This is a genomic window from Kingella sp. SNUBH-2017 (assembly GCF_028680565.1).
GTDB lineage: Bacteria > Pseudomonadota > Gammaproteobacteria > Burkholderiales > Neisseriaceae > Kingella_D > Kingella_D pumchi.
The window spans coordinates 1-16,312 of record NZ_JAPHVK010000016.1; the positions used below are offsets into that span (position 1 = coordinate 1).

A 16,312-nucleotide genomic window follows, 5' to 3' on the forward strand; every position below is an offset into this window, starting at 1 on the left:
AAACGCGTACTGCGCAAATACAATGGAATCGACCGTAAATCTTTCCCGCTGTTCTTGAAAGAATGCGAGTTCCGTTTTAACTTTGGCGCACCTTCCGAGCAGCTTAAAGTGCTGCGCCGGTGGTGTGAAATTTAGGGCTTATCTAGTACAGCCCCAAAAATTTTGCAGATATGGGGACTGTTTTTGTTAAAGCCTTCGGCTTTCAGGCTGCCCTAATGGTTCGCACAAAGGCAGCCTGAAACGCGGTTTACAGCGCCTTGGGCAACACAATGGCAGATAAAATCGCCGCCGACAATCCACCCACGCAGGCAGTCCACACAGCAGCTATGCCGTCATGCGCCCAAACCAGCCCCATCGCTGCGCTTGCCAACGCGCCCACCGCTACTGCCAAAGCCACGTTGCTCCCCGAATACTCCGCGCGCAAAAACGCCAGCAGCACGCCGCACAACGCAGCAGGCAGCGTGCCCATTGCCACGCCCAAAGCCATGCCCAGCAGCCACAACTCCCCAACCCCTGCGCCAAAAGCCTGCCCGATTGCCAGCAGCACCAGCAATCCGCCCAAGCCGCCGCCCAACAGCGTAAACACGGCAATCACCCGCGCATTCGGGTATTCAGGCTGCCTTTTGGCAAGATAGGCATACGCCGACACGGCAAGCGCAAGGGCGGCTAAGGGAAAAATCATCAAAGTGCTCATGGTTTGCCTTTCAGGCTGCCTGAAATCGCGGTACTGCGCCTAACGCAGCAGCTTCTGTATTCCCGCGCCCAGTTTCAGGATTTTGGCCATCGCGCCCACCGACAGGCGCAGCATTTCGTTGGTCCAGGCGGTGAGCGTGCCGATAAAGTCGCGGGTTTGGCTGATGCGGCGGCGCACGTCTTCGTTTTCCTGGGCAAACTCGGGGCTTTCCATCAGCGTTTGCAAAAACTGCAAAGTCGGCTCGATTTCGCGGCGCTGGCGCTCGGCAACAATGGTGCGAAACAGCGTCCATACATCGTCGGAAGTGGAAAAGTGGTCGCGCCTGTCGCCCATAATGTGCACCGTCTGCACCAGCTGCCAGCTTTGCAGCTCTTTAATGCTGGTGCTGACATTCGAGCGCGCCACGCCGAGGGTTTCGACGATTTCTTCGGCATTCATCGGCCGCCCGATGATATACAGCAGCGCGTGGATCTGCGCCACGGTGCGGTTCACGCCCCATTTGGCGCCCATCTCGCCCCAGTGCAGGACGAATTTTTCGGTAGTCGGATTCAGTTTCATGGCGCGCAGTTTAGGGATTGCGGTTATTTCTGTCAATACAGAAATAAATGTTTTTGTGTAGGGGGGAGTATTGGGGCAGCCTGAAAAGCCAGGCCGGTGTGATGGTGCGCGGTGCGGCACCCTACAGCTGTTTTCACGCTGCCGCGCGTGATGCGGGCAGCCTGAAGTCTGTTGTTTGAACGAAATGCAGCCTGAAAAGGTGAAAACGCTTTTCAGGCTGCTTCGGCGTGGGTAGGCGGGATGCGTTTTGCTGCGAATCCCGGCAGGGCAGACGCTTTTTCAGGCTTCCTACATGGCGCCGTAGTTGGGGCCGCTGCCGCCTTCGGGGCAGGTCCATTCGATGTTTTGGCCGGGGTCTTTGATGTCGCAGGTTTTGCACTGCACGCAGTTGGCGGCGTTGATGCGCAGCTCGGGGCGGCCGTTTTCTTCGACGATTTCGTAAACGCCGGCGGGGCAGTAGCGGGTTTCCGGGCTGGCGTATTCGCGGTAGTTGAGACTGATGGCAAGCGCGGGGTCGCGCAGTTTCAGGTGTACGGGTTGGTTTTCTTCGTGCGACAGGTTGGCAAGAAATACGCTGCTTAAGCGGTCGAAACTGATTTCGTTGTCGGGCTTGGGGTAGTCGATGGGGCGGCAGGCGGCGGCTTTTTTCAGGCTGCCGTGGTCGGTGCCGTGGTGTTTGATCGTCCACGGCGTGCGGCCTTTGAATATATATTGTTCGAGCGCGGTGTAGGCAAAGGCCGGCCACATGCCCCATTTGAAGGAAGGGCGGATGTTGCGGGCGGCGTAGAGTTCGCGGTAGAGCCAGCTTTGCTCGAAAAGCTGCTGGTAAGCGGCGGCTTCGGGATTGCTTTCAGGCTGCCCTTCGCTGGTATCGGCCAACAGCGGCAGCAGCGCTTCGGCGGCGAGCATGCCGGATTTGATGGCGGTGTGGGTGCCTTTGATGCGCGGCACGTTGAGAAAACCGGCGCCGTCGCCAATCAGGGCGCCGCCGGGGAAGCTGAGTTTGGGCAGGCACTGCAGGCCGCCTTCGACCAGCGCGCGCGCGCCGTAGGCGATGCGGCGGCCGCCGGCGAGCATTGGGCGGATGGCGGGGTGATTTTTGAAACGCTGGAATTCTTCAAAGGGCGAGAGATAGGGGTTTTGGTAATCAAGTCCGACCACAAAGCCGATGGCGATCTGGTTGTCGTCCATATGGTAGATAAAGGAGCCGCCGTAGGTTTTTGTATCGAGCGGCCAACCGGTGGTGTGCACCGCCAGCCCGCTTTGCGACTGGCCGGGCGGCACTTCCCAGATTTCTTTGATGCCGATGCCGTAGGTTTGCGGCTGGCTGCCGGTATCCAGATTGAAGCGGCGGATCAGGGTTTTGGTCAGCGAGCCGCGTGCGCCTTCGGCAAACAGGGTTTGCTGCGCGTGCAACTCCATCCCCGGCTGGTAGTTGTCGCCGCGCGTGCCGTCTTTTTCCACGCCCATATCGCCGGTGGCGACGCCTTTAACCGAGCCGTCGGGGTGGTAGAGCACTTGGGCGACGGCAAAACCGGCATAGATTTCGACGCCGAGGTTTTCCGCCTGCTCCGCCAGCCAGCGGGTGAGCAGGCCGAGGCTGATGATGTAGTTGCCGTGGTTTTGGAAGCTGGGCGCAGTAGGCAGCCTGAAAGCACGTTTTTTGGTGAGAAACAGCACTTTGTCTTCGCGCACCGCGCAGGTGAGCGGCGCGCCGGTTTCGCGCCAGTTGGGTAGCAGCTCGGTGAGCGAAACCGGATCGAGCACCGCGCCCGAGAGCACGTGGGCGCCGACTTCGCTGCCTTTTTCCAGCACGCAGACGCTGATGTCGCGTTCTTCTTTTTCGGCAAGCTGCTTGATGCGGATGGCTGCCGCCAGCCCGGCCGGGCCGGCGCCGACGATCACGACGTCGTACTGCATGCTGTCGCGTTCGGTTTCGGGGTTCATGGATGTTGTCCTTATGGTTTGTGTTTGTGTTTGGCGCCGCCGCTTTTTCAGGCAGCCTGAAAGCCTGTGGCGGCGCTTTGTGTTAGAGTGGCGGCCGTTTTTGTTTGATTGGAGGAAGACGCCGTGTTGCCTTACGCCCGATTTCTGCTGCCCGCCGCCTGCGCCCTGCTCTTGGCTTCCTGCGGCGGCGCGCCCAAAAAAGCCGGCCGTCCCAAAATTCAGTCCAAGTCGTCTGCCGGCCGCAGCGTCAATGCGGCTGCCGGCGATGATGCGCTGATTGCGGCGGCCGAGCGCCAAAGCAGCGGCAAGGCGCGCGCGGTGTTGGAGCAGGCGCGCAAAATGACTTTGTTCGAGCGCGTTATCGTTAAGGGCGGCTGCTGGGACTATCTGGATTTGGTGTTTACCCGCGCCGGCGTGCCGCGCAACAGCCGCCAAACTGTGCACAAAGGCAGCCTGAAAGGCGGCCCCTATGCCGACAGCAGCCAAATCCGCCCGGGCGACTGGCTGTATTATGTGAACCACGATTACCGCGGCAACGAACACAGCGGCCTGTTTGTCGGCTGGGTGGACGAAGCGCGGCGGCAGGGTTTGGTGCTGAGCTACGCCGGCGAAAACCGCCGCGAGCCGGCGCGCTACAAGGTTTACGATTTGAGCAGCGTCTATACCATTATCCGCGCGCCCTAAATGCTGTTTGCGAAAAGGCAGCCTGAAAAGATTTTCAGGCTGCTTTGTTATGGCCGCGGCGGCTTTTTCAGGCTGCTTTTTGTCGGAGAAGCAGCCTGAAAAGGTTTCAGGCTGCGCTAAAACGGCGCTGGGCAAACGGACAGCTGGCGCGCACGCTCCAGCCTTCCTGCGCCGCCAGTTTTTCCATCGCGTCCAACAGCTGGTTGCCGGCGCCCTGGCCGCGCAGGCTGTCGTCCACATGGGTGTGGAACACTTCGATGGTGTGGGCGTTCAGGCGCCGCCACTTGGCTTCCGCCAGCAGTTTTCCTGCTTCGTCGCGGTGGACCAGAGCCTGGGCTTCGCGGACAAACTGCAAAGGATTCATCGCTTTCTCCCGTCGCCAAAAAAAGCGTATTGTAAAAAAATGTTGCCGCTTAGGCAAAGTGCTTTTCAGGCTGCCGGTATGGGGCAGCCTGAAAGTTTAGTCCGCCGCCAGATGGCAGCCGGGGATTTTGAGCGCGCGCCGGCGGTATTCGACGGACAGGGCGGCTTCGTTTTTTGCCGCTGCACCGCGCCCCTGCCGCAGCGCGGCTTTTTCTTTCTGATAGGCGGCGCTGTTTTCCTGACAGCGGCGCAGATTTTCCGCCTGCACCGCCTTTTGCTTGGCGATTTCCTGCTGCGCGGCCTGCTGCAGCGCGGCGGCTTCGGCATCGTCGATGCGGCGGTAGGCGGCTTTGCCCATCTTCAGCGTGGCGCCGTCGTCCGAAAGCTCCAGCGCTTCGCCGCCGGCCAGCGCGAGCACGCCTTTGTCCTGCGGCTCAAGCGCCTGGCTGCTGCCGCTGCCGCCGAGCACGTCGTCTTTGAGCAGATAGCTGCCGTCGTCGGTTTTTTGGATTTGAATCAGGTATTGGAAGGAAACGTTTTCCATCTTCCAATAGCCTTCGTAGCGCTCGTGGCCTTTGCTGCAGGCGGCCAGCAGCAAAACGGTAAACAGGGCGAACAGTTTTTTCACGGCGAAACTCCTTAAAGTGGAATGAAAAAAGGTTTTCAGGCTGCCTTACAGCGAGCAGCCGCGGATTTGTCGGGTTTTGGCGCGGTATTCGGCTTCCAGGCGCTGGTGCTGCTCGACCACTTCGCTCCACACTTCTTTGGGCGTGGTGACGTCGGGCTTGCCCAGCGCCAGCTTGCGGTTGGCGTATTCGGCCAGCAGGCTTTGGCAGCGCTGGCGGTTGTTTTCCTGCTCGGCGGCGGCGGACTGCGCCTGCGCGCGCAGCGGCTCGATTTCGCTGTCGGGGAGACGGCGGTAGGGCGCATCGGCCAGTTGCAGGGTTTGGCCGTCGTCCGAGAGCGTCAGCCGGCTGCCGCCGGTGTTGCTCAGGCTGCCGTCGGCCAGCGCGAGCAGGGTTTCGTCGGCGGGATGGGCGCCCAAAACATCGCGCCGCAGCCGGTAGCTGCCGTCGGCGCTTTTGCCGATTTCGAGTACGCGGTAGGGATCGGCGCCCCGGGCGGCGGGCTGCCAGTGGCCGACGTAGCGGTCGTGCGGATTGCCGCAGGCGGCCAAGAGCAGGGCGGCGCACAGGGCGGAGAGTTTGTTCATGCTCGGATTCCTGAAAAATAGTCAAAACGCTTGAAGCAGCCTGAAAGCGGTGTTTGGGCTGTTGGCGGCAGCCTGAAAAACGATGCCGCCGCTCAGCCGTACAGCGCCATCAGCCACAGCAGCGCGGTCATCACCAGCGCCAACAGCTGCGCCGCCGAACCCAGGTCTTTGGCACGCTTGGCCAGCGGGTGGCGTTCGCTGGAAATATAGTCGACGGCCGCTTCGATGGCGGAATTAAGGGCTTCGGTAATCAGCGACAAAAAAGACACGCCCAAAAGCAGCATGCGCACCGGCGTATCGAAATCGCAGAAAAACTGCACAACCAGCAGCGCGGCGTGCAGCCACACCAGCTGGCGGAAGGCGGCTTCGTACTGCCAGGCGGCAGCCAGGCCGTCGCGCGAATAGCCGAGGGCGGCAAAGATGCGTGCCAGGCCGCGTTTGCCGGGTTTGTTCGGGGTGAGGTTGGGCTGGGGATTCATGGTCGTTCCCTGATAAAAAGGGGTAAAAAGCAGCCTGAAAACGCTGCAACGGGCTTTCAGGCTGCCTGAAACCGGTTATTTTTGCCGTTTGAGCCATTGCCATTGGCCGGAAAGGGCGTCTTGGACGGCTTTTTTCTTGGCTTCGGGGTCGGTGATGCCGGCGGTAATCTGCTGGTAGTCGAGGCTGACGGTGGGTTTGTCGAGGGTGCCGCTGATGCGTACCGGCAGCGGCGGCGTGCCTTCGCCGTTGTGCAGCAGCACGCTTTCGCTGACGGTGCCTTCGGCAAGATTGGTTTCGCCGCTGCCGCTCATATCGACGGCGGGGTCGGTCAGGCGGGCTTTGACGGTATTGCGGCTGATGCCGTTTTCAATCGTGCTCTCCAGCTCGAAGCGGGAAAACGGGGTGTGGACGGTGGGGCCGCCGCCTTTTTTGTCGAGCAGGCCCTGCGCCAGCGCGCGCAGGTTGATGCCGAGCCATTGGCCGTCGGCCACGTCGAATTTCAGGCTGCCGGAAAGGCTGGCGAGCAGCTCGCGGCGGCCGGAGCCTTTGGCCGACAGATCGAAAATAGCGCGGCCTTTGCCGCTGATGGCGCTGTAGCGCAGCAGATCCTGCAGCATCGGCAGCAGTTCGACGTTTTCGGCGTTTTGTTTCAGGCGGTATTCGGTGGGCACGGTGTTGCGCACGGTGAAGCTGCCGCTGGTGCGGCCGCTGTAGAGTTCGGCCGACAAAGGATCAAAGCGGGCTTCTTCGGCGTCGGCGTTGAGGGTGGCGGCGATGTTTTCGACGTTCAGCCCCGGCAGTTCGAGCATGCCCAGCGCCAGATCGACTTTGAGCTTGAGTTTGCGGTCGTGCCATTCGGGGTAGGGGCTGGCGGCGGTTTCGCTTTGCAGCAGGTCGAGATAGGGCGCGGCGTTGAGTTTGGCGAGATTGGCGCTGCCGCCGATGTTGTCGCCGCTGCGGGAAAATTCGATTTTGGCCGGCTGGCGGTCGAACAGCCCTTGGGCTTGGAACTGCCAGTTGCCGCTGGCGGGCAGTTTCAGGCTGCCTTCCCATTCGGAAACGAAGCGCTGGCGGCCGTCGGCGCCGTTTTGCTGGCTGATGAGTTTGAACTCGGGCACCGAGAGCGTGCCGTCGCGCCATTGGGCGCTGCCGTCGAGCTTGAGGCTGAGCGGATCTTGGCCGGGGGCTTCGGTGTTGAGGTTGAAGACGGTTTCGTCGCTGCTCCACACTTTGCCGCTGCCGCTGACTTTGGGGCTGGTAAGGGTGCCGTTGTAGCGGCGGCTGCCTTCGGCGGCGGTGAAAACGGCGTTGAGGTTGCCGATGGTGGCGCGGCCGTTTTGCCACGCGGCGGCATCGGCGCTGAGATTCAGGCTGCTGTCGTAGCGTTTGCTGTTGAGGGTGAGGGTGGTTTTGTCGGCCGCGGGCGTGCCGCCGGCAAAGCGCAGCGAACTTTTCAGGCTGCCTGAAAAGCCGTAGCTGTGTTCTTCGCCCGAAAAATCGGCGGCCAGATCGGGCAGCGAGAAGGTTTTGCCGTCCCAGCCGACGGTGCCGGCGGCGCTGATGTCCAGCCGCAGGTCTTGTTCTTCGAGCCGTGCGCTCAGGGTGTAGGGCTGGTTTTCGGCGTCGGCGCGGGTCATGGTGAAATCGACGGCGCCCAGCTGCCAGCGGCGGCCGTTTTCGCGCAGGGTAAGGGTGCCGTTGCGGATATTGACGCGGTTGAAACGCGGGCTGGGACGCGCGGCGGATTGGAACAAATCGGCGATGTCCCACACGCCTTCGTCGTTGATATTGATGTCGGCGCGGACGTTTTCGAGAGTGAGTTTTTCCACTTCCGGCTCGTCCCACAGGCTTTTCCACGCCATGCCGATGCGGATTTCTTCGACTTCAAAGGCAGTGCGGCCGCCGCCGGCTTCGCTCAGCTCGGCGTGGTAAAGGGTAACGGTGGGGCGGGGAAAGAGACGGCGGTCGATGCGCTCGGCAAAGCGCACGGTGCGGTTTTTGCCCTGCAACGCAGCTTGCGCTTCCAGCTGCAGAGTGTCGTGTTCGGACAGGCGGTAGAGCGAGGCATAGGCGCCGATATAGACGGCGGCGAGTATCAGCGCGCTGTAAGTAAGGATGCGGATCCATTTGCCGTGGGTGTGGATAAATGCGTACATGGATGCAATACGGTATCGGAACAAATCCATTCTAGCATTAAAGCCGCCGCTGCGGCGGACGGCGGTACCGCCTGCGGATACGCTGCCTGCCGTGTAGCGGGCGACCGCGCGGATGCGGCGGTTTCGGCCCGCGCGGTTTCAGGCTGCCTGTGCTAAGATTCGACCTTTTTTATCCCCGCCGCCGGCCGTTTTGCCGCGCCGGCGGGCAGTTGAGCAAACAGAAAGCACAGCATGAGTACCAAACGCGTCCTGACCGGCGTTACCACCACCGGCATTCCCCATCTGGGCAACTACGTCGGCGCCATCCGCCCCGCCATCCGCGCCGCAGCCGAAGGCGGCGCCGAATCTTTCCTGTTTCTGGCCGACTACCACGGCCTGATCAAATGCCACGAGCCCGAGCGCATCCACGAATCCACCCGCGCCGTGGCCGCCACCTGGCTTGCCTGCGGCCTTGATACCGAGCGCACCACCTTCTACCGTCAGTCCGATATCCCCGAAATCCTGGAATTAAACTGGATTCTGACCTGTATCACCGCCAAAGGCCTGATGAACCGCGCCCACGCCTACAAAGCCGCGGTGCAGGACAATCTCGACAACGGCCAGGAAGACGCCGACCACGGCATCGAAATGGGGCTTTACAGCTACCCCGTGCTGATGAGCGCCGACATCCTGATGTTCAACGCCGACACCGTGCCGGTCGGCCGCGACCAAATCCAGCACGTCGAAATGGCGCGCGACATCGCCGCCCGCTTCAACCACCGTTTCAAAGAGCTGTTTGTGCTGCCCGAAGCCCGCATCGACGAGCAGGTCGAACTCTTAGTGGGCTTGGACGGCCGCAAAATGAGCAAAAGTTACGGCAACACCATCCCGCTGTTCCAAACGCCCAAAGAGCGGCAGAAAATGGTCAACAAAATCGTTACCAACCTAAAAGCGCCGGGCGAGCCCAAAGGCACCGACGAAAGCCCGGTGTTCGACATCTACAAAGCCTTCGCCACCCCCGCCGAAACCGCCGCCTTCGCCCAAGCGCTCGCCGACGGCCTGGCCTGGGGCGAAGCGAAAAAAATGCTCGCCGCCAAAATCGGCGCGGAGCTCGACGGCTACACCGAAAGCTACCACGAGCTCACCGCCCACCCGCAGCGCATCGAAGACATCCTGCAGGCCGGCGCCCAGCGCGCCCGCAAACGCGCCCGCGAGCTGCTCGACCAAGTGCGCGACGCCGTCGGCATCCGCCCGCTGAAGGGCTGATTGGCTGATTAACCGTATTTTCAGGCTGCCTGGTGCTTTCAGGCAGCCTGAAAACCGAATCAAACTATTTTCAGGCTGCTTGGTACTTTATAGGCAGCCTGAAAACCAACAGCTGCCGCGCGGGCGGTGCCGGCATTTGAATCAGCCGGCGCCGCATGCCGGCAGGGTGGCGCGGAATTAGCAAAGCAGCCTGAAAACGCTAAAACGGCTTTTCAGGCTGCTTTTTCTTGCCGGCGGCGGGGTTGGGGCGGCTGTCAAAAGCGGCGGCTATCGGTTAAGATGCGCGGCTTTTGGCTGCTGTTTTTATGCTGTGCCGGCTTTTCAGGCTGCCTGAAAGGTGCGGCCGGTCGTTTTTCCGATTGTTTGAACCATGCTTTTGAACCTGAACCGTTTTTCCCCGTCTTCTTTTCGTTCTGAATCCGGCAAGCTGGTGTCGCTGGCGCTGCCGATGCTGCTGGCGCAGATAGCGTCGGTGGGCGTGGGCGTGGTCGATACCGTGATGGCGGGGCGGGCGAGCAAGGACGATTTGGCGGCGGTGGCGCTGGGCAGTGCGGTGTTTGCCACGGTGTTCATCACTTTTTTGGGGATTATGACCGCGCTCAATCCGATGATCGCCCAGCAGCACGGCGCGGGCGAGCAGGGCGAAATCGGCGAAACCGGCCGCCAGGGCATGTGGTTCGGCCTGGGTCTGGGCGCGGCGGGTATGCTGCTGATGATGGCTTTGATCAAGCCGCTGCAGGGCTATCTGGCGGGCAAGGGCTACGGCGCTTATGTGCTGGATACGCTGGGCGATTATCTGTTTTATGTGGCGCTGGCGATGCCGGCGGCGATGGTTTACCGTGCGCTTTATGCCTATGCTTCCAGCCTTGACCGCCCCAAGCCGCTGATGTGGACGAGCTGGGCGGCGCTGCTGCTGAACGTGCCGCTCAATTATGTTTTCGTGTACGGCAAATTCGGCCTGCCGGCGATGGGCGGCGCCGGCTGCGGGCTGGCGACGGCGCTGGTGTTTTGGTTTAGCGCGGCGGCTTTGGGCGGCCATATCGTGCGCAATCCGTATTTCGCCGCTTTTGGCCTGACGGCGCGTTTCAGCCTGCCGCACAAGGCGGCGCAGCGGCGGATTTGGCAGCTGGGCTGGCCGATCGGGCTGTCTTATTTCCTTGAAGCCAGCCTGTTTACCCTGATTGTGTGGCTGATTGCCAATTTCGGCCAAGACACGGTGTCGGCGCAGCAGGTGGTAATCAGCATTACCAGCGTGGTGTATATGGTGCCCTCGGCGGTGGGCGCGGCGACCACCGTGCGCATCGGCTTCGCGCTGGGACGGCGCCAGTTTGCCCGCGCCCGCTACATTGCCGGCGTGTCGCTGGCGATGGGCTGGGCGCTGGCGCTGCTGACGCTGACGGTGCTGGTGTTGTTCCGCCGCACGCTGGCATCGTTTTACACCGGCGATGCCGCGGTGATTGCGATTGCCGCCAATATTCTGTTGTTTGCCGCGGTGTTTCAGTTTTTCGACTTCACCCAGTGCATCGCTTCTTACGCCCTGCGCGGCTACAAAATCACCCGCGCGCCGATGATTATCCACGGTATCGCCTTTTGGGGGCTGGGGCTGCTGCCCGGCTATCTGCTCGCCCACCACGCCGGCATGGGGGTGTACGGCTTTTGGGCGGCGCTGATTGCTTCGCTGGCCGCCGCCGCGGTGGCGCTGGTGTGGTATCTGGAAAAATGCAGCCGCTGGGCGCAGCAGCACCGCGCGCTGTAGCCAAAGGCAGCCTGAAAACGGCAAAACCGCCGCCAGAGTGCGATCCGGCGGCGGTTTTGTCTGTTTGGCGTTTTCAGGCTGCTTGGGTTTGCTCGGAGAAAAAAGCAGCCTGAAAGCGGTAAAACGGAGCAGCGGCAAACGGTTTCAAAGGCAGCCTGAAAAACCGTTTGCCGGCTTTCAGACTGCCTGCGGCGGGCGGTCGAGCAGGGCGACCAGCGCTGCTTTAATGGTGTGCATGCGGTTTTCGGCCTGGTCGAAAACGATGCTGGCGGCGCCTTCGAATACTTCTTCGCTCACTTCCACGCCGTCTAGGCCGAAGGTTTGGTAGATCCATTCGCCGATTTTGGTTTCGCGGTTGTGAAAGGCGGGCAGGCAGTGCATGAATTTGACCTGCGGCGTGCCGGCGGCGGCCATCAGCTCGGCGCTGACGCGGTAGGGGCGCAGCAGGTCGATGCGCTGCTGCCAGATTTCCGGCGGCTCGCCCATGCTGACCCAAACATCGGTGTGGATGAAATCGACGCCGGCAACGGCCTGCTGCGGGTTGTCGGTGAGCAGGATGCGCGCGCCGCTGCGCTCGGCCAGCTCGTGCGCGCGTGTGATTACGCTGTCGTCCGGCCACAATTCTTTCGGTGCGCCGATGCGCACGTCCATGCCCATCAGCGCGCCTGCCAGCAGCAGGGAGTTGCCCATATTGCAGCGGGCGTCGCCAACGTAGGCATAGGCGGTTTGGGCAAGGGCTTTGCCGCTGTGTTCGCGCATGGTCAGCAAATCGGCCAGGCTTTGGGTGGGGTGGTAGCGGTCGGTTAGGCCGTTGAACACCGGCACGCCGGCATAACGCGCCAGCTCTTCTATGGTTTCGTGGCCGTGGCCGCGGTATTCGATGCCGTCGTACATGCGCCCGAGCACGCGGGCGGTGTCTTTGATGCTTTCTTTGTGGCCGATCTGGCTGCTGCCCGGTTCCAGATAGGTTACCTTGGCGCCCTGGTCATGCGCGGCAATTTCAAAGGCGCAGCGGGTGCGGGTGGAGGTTTTTTCAAAGATCAGCGCAATGTTTTTGCCGCGCAGGCGTTGGGTTTCGCGGCCGGCTTTTTTGGCGGCTTTCAGTTCGGCGGCCAGATCGAGCAGGGCGTTGATTTGGTCGGGGGTGAAATCGGTGAGTTTGAGCAGGTGGCGCGGGTAGTCCATTTTTTCTCCTTATGTAGCGGGTGCGGCGGCAGGTTTTTCAGGCTGCTTTGCCGCGGTATTGCCGCCCTGTAGGCAGCCTGAAAAGTTTAGCGCAGGTTGACGGGAATGTCGCTGCTTTCAGTTTGGTGTTTGCTGTAGCGCGCAAAGCCGATGCTGCTGTTTTGTTCGTTCCACACCAGCCGGCGCGACGGGCTGGAATGCTCCGCCAAAATGCGGCCGATTGCGCCGCGGCGCTCGGCGGCGGGCAGACGGTAAAGCGCCAGGGCAGCCTGAAAGGCGCGCTGCTGCATGGCGCTGTCCTGCACATGTTGGAAATAGCTGTCCCAGGAAGTGAGCGCAATATCGGAGAGCACGCAGCCCTGGCCGTTGTTGCTGCAGGCCCAGAGCTGTTTCCAGCTTGCTTGGGCGGGCGGCTGCCAGATGATGGCTTGGTCGCGTTCGAGAGCGGCGGCCGTTTCGGCGTTGCAGCCCTGTGCATAATAGGCGGCGCTGCGGGCGCGGCTGTGTTCGATGTCCATCACCGGCACCCATATCATCCAGCGCGGTACACGGAGAGAACCGATGCTGTCTTCATCGCTCATATTTGCGGCTAGAGCCATAACGGTAAACATTTTGCGCGGCGACCACTCGGGCGACATTTTACGCAGCAGATTGGCCGAAGCGTGAAATTCGTCCTGTACTGCGGTGCACAGGTTTTGCTCTTGCGGCGACAGTACGGCAAAGGCGTCGTCGCATTCTTTGGGCAGGCGCTTTGCCCATGACGGATCTTCCGCCAGCATTTGCGCTGCCAGCGCGGTGTGTTTTTGAATCAGCGCATTGCCGACCATCGGATAGAGCATATTTGGGCGCCCTTGCAGCAGGGTGCGTCCGGTTTTCAGGCTGCGGCAAACGCGCACCAGCGCCGCCTGCTGCCGGCCGTCCGCCCAATCCAGCGCGGCGGTGGGAACGCTGAGAAACAGATGCTGCAACCGGGGTAGTGCCATATCGGACGAACCGGTGTGATCGTTCGGCCAGCCGGACTGGGCAAAAGCATCGTAGTCCGCCAGCCGGTCGATATTGGCCAGCAGCTCCCGATATTTTTCGGCCTGATCGCGGTATTGCGGCAGATTCCCACGTATTTCTGCCAGACAGTCGGCGGCGCTTTTGCCGCTGCCACAGGTAAATTCTCCGTTCTCTGGTTGCGGCAGTTCGTATTCGGCCAGCGCCGGCGGCCGGCTTCCGCGCATCAGCAGCGGCCGGTACGTTGCCATCATACGCTCGCGTTCGGCAGCGCTTTCGGCACGGTAGCCCACCAGCCACAGCGCATCGCCGCCTGCGGTTTGCGCCGGCGCCGGTTTGACTGCCAGCCGCGCCAAATCGTCTTGGGCGGCGGCGATTTCCTGCCGGATCAGATACTGCGGCACGGCAAACAGCAGCACAAAAATCAAGGCAGACAACAATAAAAATACACGCAGTTTTTTCATGGCAAACTTGGGCAAATGGATTGGGGCGGCAGGCTTTCAGGCTGCTTAGCGTGGCCTTCAGGCAGCCTGAAAAGCAGTTTGGCGGCATGTCGGGCGTTCAGGCTGCTGCTGCTGCGGCATGGCGCTATTCGCTTCGGTTTTCAGGCAGCCTGAATTTCGGTTTCAGGCAAACAGAGCCGCTGCCTTGCCATAAACTTTCAGGCTGCCTTGCCCAGCAACCGGCGCAAAACGGCGGCCAGCTTTGCGGCATCGGTATCGGCATGTTCGGCGGCGGCGGTGCAGGCATCGGCGCGGTAGTGCGTATCGCTGCCCAGCGCCGCTTCAAAGCGGTTGGCGCGCCCGGTCAGCGCGGCGGCATCGCCGGCAAGGATTACCGCCGAAAGCAGGGCGGTGTAGCCGTTGGGCGTGCCGCGGCGGCGCTGCCAGTATTGCGCGGTGCCGGCGATTTTGCGGCCGCCGGCAGCCAGATTGAAACGGCCGTCGCAAAACGAGCCGGCCACCGCCTGATAGCCGGTGGCGATGCCGATCTCGGCAAACAGCCGCTCCAGCAGGGCGCACAGCGCCAGATACTGCTGCTCGGCATCGCGTACCGGCTGCTCGCTCAACAGCGGCCGCGCCAGATACAGATTGACCACGGCGGGCGACTGCGGCACCACGCCGCCGCCCGACAGGCGCACATGCACCGGCAGGCCGTCGGCCGCCAGCGTAGCGCAGGCTTGGTCAAAGCCGGGCTTGCTGCGGTAGCTGCGCGGCACCACGATGCCGTCTTCGCCGCAAAACACCAGCGCGGCATCGCAGCCGGCGGCTTGGGCGCAGTCGATCAGCCGCTGCTCGTTGTCCGCCCAGCTGTGGCGGGCGGTATCGAAGCTGTTATCGGCAAGCAAAAGCGGAGCGGGCATGGTGGTTTTGTAAGTTTGCGTAAATGGGCATTCTACTGTTTTTTCGCCGCGGTGCGTGATCGGCAGCAGAATTTGCCTTTCAGGCTGCTTGGGCAGGCAGCCTGAAAAGCGGCGGCGAAAACGAAAAAGGCAGCCTGAAAACCCAATCAAGGTTTTCAGGCTGCCTTTTTATGGCGGGTGTGTTGCATTTGTACACGTTTGCAATTTTACTATTTTCATTTTTAAACATTGTATTGTAATTTTGTTTTTGGTTTTTTCGCAGTTTAATTGAAAACTGAAAATGTTTCATGTATATTCGCATACAAATGAATACAAAACAGGACAAATAGAAATGAACGCAGGCACCCGTATTCCCGTGAGCGTGCGGATTACGCAGGAAGACGCTGATTTTATTGCAGAGTTAAAAATTGAAGGCGCGAATACGCCGTCGGAAAAAATCCGTGAATTGTTGAAGCAGGCCAGACTGGCGCACACGCAGACGCGCGATTACGAATCCGCGCTCACGGCGCAGGAGCAGTTTTTACAGGCCGCCCGCCGCAGCGTGCTGCATGCCGAAAAGCAGGCCGGAGTGCATTCGCACATCGTGGCGCGGCTGTTTGAGCAGCTGCCCGATTTGGCCGCCACGCTGGCCGCCGACCTGCCCGAAGAGGCCGCGCAGCCCGATTTGCAGAAATACGAGCGCGAGCTGATGTGGCGCATCGTGCGCCTGACCGACAGCATTTTGCAGCTTGCCGTTACCGGCAAAGGCGCGGCCTACGACGATACCGTGTTGCAACAGCTTGAAAACACTTTGAAACTGGCCGATATCGTGCGCCGTGCGTCTGAGGTTGGCGCAGAGGCCGTCTGAAACCTGAAACGAAAGGAAACAAAATGAGCGAAACCCTGTCCCGCCGCGTCGGCCGCCTAGTGAGCGGCGGCTTCCACGCACTGATTGACGCCGCCGAAAACCTGGCGCCCGAGGCGGTAATGAACGAGAGCATCCGCGAAATCGAGCGCGCGGTGGACGAAGTGCGCGCCGAGCTGGGTAAAGTGTTGGCGCAAAAACATCTGGCCGCCAAAAAAATGGCCGACGAGAGCAACCGCCACGAAGCGCTGTCCGACCAAATCCGCGCCGCCGTGTCCGCCGCGCGCGACGATTTGGCCGAAAGCGGCATCGCCGAGCAGATGGACATCGAAGCGCGTTTGCCGGTGCTCGAAAACACCATCGCCGACTGCGCCGCGCAAGAAAAAGAACTCGAAGGCTTTATCGCCGCGTTGCAGGCGAAAAAACGCGAAATGCAGCAGCAGCTGCAAGACTGGCGCGCCGCGCAGCAAAACGCGGCAGCGGGCGGCGGCGCAGGCGGCAGCGGCCTGGAGCGCATCGCCCGCAACGCCGAAAAAAGCGGCAACGCCTTCGACCGCGTGATGGGCAGGCAAAACGCCGTACACAGCAGCAGCGACGCGGTACAGCTGGCCAAGTTGAAAGAATTGGAAGACCTGAGCCGCAGTAACCGCATCGCCGAACGGCTGGCGGCTTTGAAGGCGCAGAAGTGAGTGCGGTAGGTTGGATTCTTGAATCCGACAAGCGCACGAAGCGGCTTTCAGACGGCCTTTCAGGCTGCTTGGCAAAGGCCGTCTGAAAATAAAACTGCCGTCATTCCCGCGCAGGCGGGAATCTTTTGCGTGCTTC

The 16,312-nt window shown here is 61.3% G+C and carries 16 protein-coding genes and 1 pseudogene; 6 read left to right on the forward strand and 11 right to left on the reverse strand.

Features of this window, described 5'->3' with window-relative positions:
- Window positions 1-135: pseudogene (locus OP500_RS10655) on the forward strand (IS1595 family transposase); the annotation flags it as partial.
- Window positions 136-247: 112 nt separating this feature from the next.
- Here the strand turns inward: OP500_RS10655 and OP500_RS10660 are convergent.
- The 3 genes from OP500_RS10660 to OP500_RS10670 all read right to left on the reverse strand — a co-directional run bounded on the left by OP500_RS10660 (window position 248) and on the right by OP500_RS10670 (window position 3,199).
- Window positions 248-694 carry a hypothetical protein gene (locus OP500_RS10660; protein WP_238748120.1) on the reverse strand — a complete coding sequence of 149 codons (447 nt, stop codon included), beginning with the start codon at window positions 692-694 and terminating at the stop codon, window positions 248-250.
- A gap of 39 nt (window positions 695-733) precedes the next feature.
- Window positions 734-1,252 carry a GbsR/MarR family transcriptional regulator gene (locus tag OP500_RS10665; protein WP_274070931.1) on the reverse strand — a complete coding sequence of 173 codons (519 nt, stop codon included), beginning with the start codon at window positions 1,250-1,252 and terminating at the stop codon, window positions 734-736.
- Between the two features lie 288 nt (window positions 1,253-1,540).
- Window positions 1,541-3,199: an electron transfer flavoprotein-ubiquinone oxidoreductase gene (locus OP500_RS10670; RefSeq protein WP_274070932.1), complete on the reverse strand. Its 1,659-nt coding sequence runs from the start codon at window positions 3,197-3,199 to the stop codon at window positions 1,541-1,543.
- Between the two features lie 123 nt (window positions 3,200-3,322).
- Here OP500_RS10670 and OP500_RS10675 point away from each other — a divergent pair, with 123 nt between their 5' ends.
- The gene (locus OP500_RS10675) at window positions 3,323-3,883 is read left to right on the forward strand and encodes a hypothetical protein (protein WP_238748123.1); all 561 of its coding nucleotides are present in this window, start codon (window positions 3,323-3,325) and stop codon (window positions 3,881-3,883) included.
- 106 nt (window positions 3,884-3,989) lie between these two features.
- On the opposite strand, the gene OP500_RS10680 is transcribed toward OP500_RS10675, so the two are convergent.
- The 5 genes from OP500_RS10680 to OP500_RS10700 form a co-directional block, all read right to left on the reverse strand.
- Window positions 3,990-4,247, reverse strand: coding sequence for a GNAT family N-acetyltransferase (locus OP500_RS10680; RefSeq protein WP_238748124.1), 258 nt, complete (start codon window positions 4,245-4,247; stop codon window positions 3,990-3,992).
- A 96-nt stretch (window positions 4,248-4,343) separates the two neighbouring features.
- Window positions 4,344-4,874: a hypothetical protein gene (locus OP500_RS10685; RefSeq protein WP_238748125.1), complete on the reverse strand. Its 531-nt coding sequence runs from the start codon at window positions 4,872-4,874 to the stop codon at window positions 4,344-4,346.
- Between the two features lie 45 nt (window positions 4,875-4,919).
- Complete coding sequence (locus OP500_RS10690; RefSeq protein WP_274070933.1) at window positions 4,920-5,459, reverse strand: hypothetical protein; 540 nt, start codon at window positions 5,457-5,459, stop codon at window positions 4,920-4,922.
- 92 nt (window positions 5,460-5,551) lie between these two features.
- Window positions 5,552-5,938 (reverse strand): diacylglycerol kinase, encoded by a 387-nt coding sequence (locus OP500_RS10695; protein WP_238748128.1) that lies wholly within the window; start codon window positions 5,936-5,938, stop codon window positions 5,552-5,554.
- A 75-nt stretch (window positions 5,939-6,013) separates the two neighbouring features.
- On the reverse strand, window positions 6,014-8,095 hold the full coding sequence (locus OP500_RS10700) for an AsmA family protein (protein WP_238748129.1): 2,082 nt from the start codon (window positions 8,093-8,095) through the stop codon (window positions 6,014-6,016).
- A 231-nt stretch (window positions 8,096-8,326) separates the two neighbouring features.
- Between OP500_RS10700 and trpS the strand changes: the two genes are divergently transcribed.
- Both trpS and OP500_RS10710 read left to right on the forward strand, forming a co-directional pair.
- Window positions 8,327-9,340 (forward strand): tryptophan--tRNA ligase, encoded by a 1,014-nt coding sequence (gene trpS / locus OP500_RS10705; protein ID WP_238748130.1) that lies wholly within the window; start codon window positions 8,327-8,329, stop codon window positions 9,338-9,340.
- Between the two features lie 370 nt (window positions 9,341-9,710).
- Window positions 9,711-11,096 (forward strand): MATE family efflux transporter, encoded by a 1,386-nt coding sequence (locus tag OP500_RS10710; protein WP_274070934.1) that lies wholly within the window; start codon window positions 9,711-9,713, stop codon window positions 11,094-11,096.
- A gap of 177 nt (window positions 11,097-11,273) precedes the next feature.
- Here the strand turns inward: OP500_RS10710 and argF are convergent, their stop codons facing one another.
- The 3 genes from argF to OP500_RS10725 all read right to left on the reverse strand — a co-directional run bounded on the left by argF (window position 11,274) and on the right by OP500_RS10725 (window position 14,643).
- Complete coding sequence (gene argF, locus OP500_RS10715) at window positions 11,274-12,281, reverse strand: ornithine carbamoyltransferase (RefSeq protein ID WP_274070935.1); 1,008 nt, start codon at window positions 12,279-12,281, stop codon at window positions 11,274-11,276.
- Between the two features lie 86 nt (window positions 12,282-12,367).
- A complete protein-coding gene (locus tag OP500_RS10720) occupies window positions 12,368-13,744 on the reverse strand; it encodes a hypothetical protein (RefSeq protein ID WP_274070936.1) in 1,377 nt (458 codons plus the stop codon).
- Window positions 13,745-13,941: 197 nt separating this feature from the next.
- Window positions 13,942-14,643, reverse strand: a complete 702-nt coding sequence (locus tag OP500_RS10725; RefSeq protein WP_274070937.1) for a lipoyl protein ligase domain-containing protein — start codon at window positions 14,641-14,643, stop codon at window positions 13,942-13,944.
- 331 nt (window positions 14,644-14,974) lie between these two features.
- Here OP500_RS10725 and OP500_RS10730 point away from each other — a divergent pair, with 331 nt between their 5' ends.
- Window positions 14,975-15,490, forward strand: coding sequence for a hypothetical protein (locus OP500_RS10730; RefSeq protein ID WP_274070938.1), 516 nt, complete (start codon window positions 14,975-14,977; stop codon window positions 15,488-15,490).
- 23 nt (window positions 15,491-15,513) lie between these two features.
- Entirely contained in the window at window positions 15,514-16,176 is a 663-nt protein-coding gene (locus OP500_RS10735) for a PspA/IM30 family protein (RefSeq protein WP_274070939.1), read from the forward strand.
- Window positions 16,177-16,312 lie beyond the last annotated feature (136 nt).